At 61.6% G+C, this 1,095-nt stretch carries 2 protein-coding genes and 1 pseudogene; all 3 read left to right on the top strand.

Annotation, left to right across the window (positions count from 1 at the left end; genetic code table 11):
* Positions 1 to 243: pseudogene (locus tag FHL16_RS33790) on the top strand (hypothetical protein); the annotation flags it as partial.
* 28 nt (positions 244 to 271) lie between these two features.
* Entirely contained in the window at positions 272 to 661 is a 390-nt protein-coding gene (locus tag FHL16_RS33785; protein WP_077750549.1) for a hypothetical protein, read from the top strand.
* A gap of 96 nt (positions 662 to 757) precedes the next feature.
* A partial coding sequence (locus FHL16_RS33780; RefSeq protein ID WP_138739118.1) for a response regulator occupies positions 758 to 1,095 on the top strand: 338 nt, incomplete at its 3' end.

Below are 1,095 nucleotides of genomic sequence, written 5' to 3'. Positions count from 1 at the left end.
CTGATTGCCGCGACGCTGCTGGCCTGGCGCCTGGGGGGCAACGTGGTGCTGACCTTCTGGATCGCCTATATCCTGACGCGCCCGTTCGGCGCCTCTCTCGGCGACTTGCTAACCCAAGCCAAGACTTATGGCGGCCTGGGTATGGGCGCCGCCTGGACCAGCGCCATCTTCCTGACCGTCATCGTCCTGTTGGTGGCTGTCGCCCAGATCGGCGTCGGCATCCGCAAGTCCGCCATTCAATAACCGTTCAGACACCCACCAAGGAATCAATATGCACTCCTTCCAAACGGCTTTTCGTCAAGTCGCGATGATCTCGTCTCTGGTGCTGCTCGGCAGTTTGGCCGGCTGCTCGAAACCCGCCGACAAGCTAAGTCTGGGCGATCTGAGCGAGTTCCGCAGCATCGCTGCCGACGTCACAGCGCTCGTCGGGAAAAACGATCTGCCCGGCGCCAAGACTCGCATCAAGGATCTGGAAGCCTCCTGGGATTCCGCTGAAGCCGGCATCAAACCCCGGGCCGCCGCTGACTGGCATGTGCTGGACAAAGCCATTGACCACGCACTCGATGCCCTGCGCGCCAGTGCGCCGAAGCAGGCTGATTGCAAGGCGGCCATGGACGACCTGCTCAAGGCTTTCGATTCGATGAAAGGCCAGCAGCAGTAAGTCGGCACGGAACCGGCGGCGGACAAACGCCGGGGCAAGTGCTTCAATACAGGTGCGATGGCAATGACCGTCGCGCCTTTTATGTCGGAGCGGTGCATGCGGATTCTGCTGGTCGAAGATGACCTGATGATTGGGGATGCCATCGAAGGTGCGCTCAAGGATGCGAGCTACGCTACCGACTGGGTGAAAAACGGCCTCACCTCGTTGGCGGCGCTGGACACACAGACCTATGACCTAGTGCTGCTGGATCTCGGTCTCCCGGGCAAGGACGGGCTCGATGTGCTGGATGCCATTCGCGCGCGCAACAACCCCGTGCCGTTGCTGATCATCACTGCCCGGGACGGCCTGGATGAACGCCTGCGCGGACTCGATGGCGGCGCTGATGACTTCCTGCTCAAACCCTTCGCCATGGCCGAATTGTTGGCGCGTATGCG

Origin of the sequence: Pseudomonas sp. FSL W5-0299 (assembly GCF_005930655.1) — a bacterium.
Classification (GTDB): Bacteria; Pseudomonadota; Gammaproteobacteria; order Pseudomonadales; family Pseudomonadaceae; genus Aquipseudomonas; species Aquipseudomonas mandelii.
This window is presented reverse-complemented; position numbering and strand designations above follow the sequence as displayed.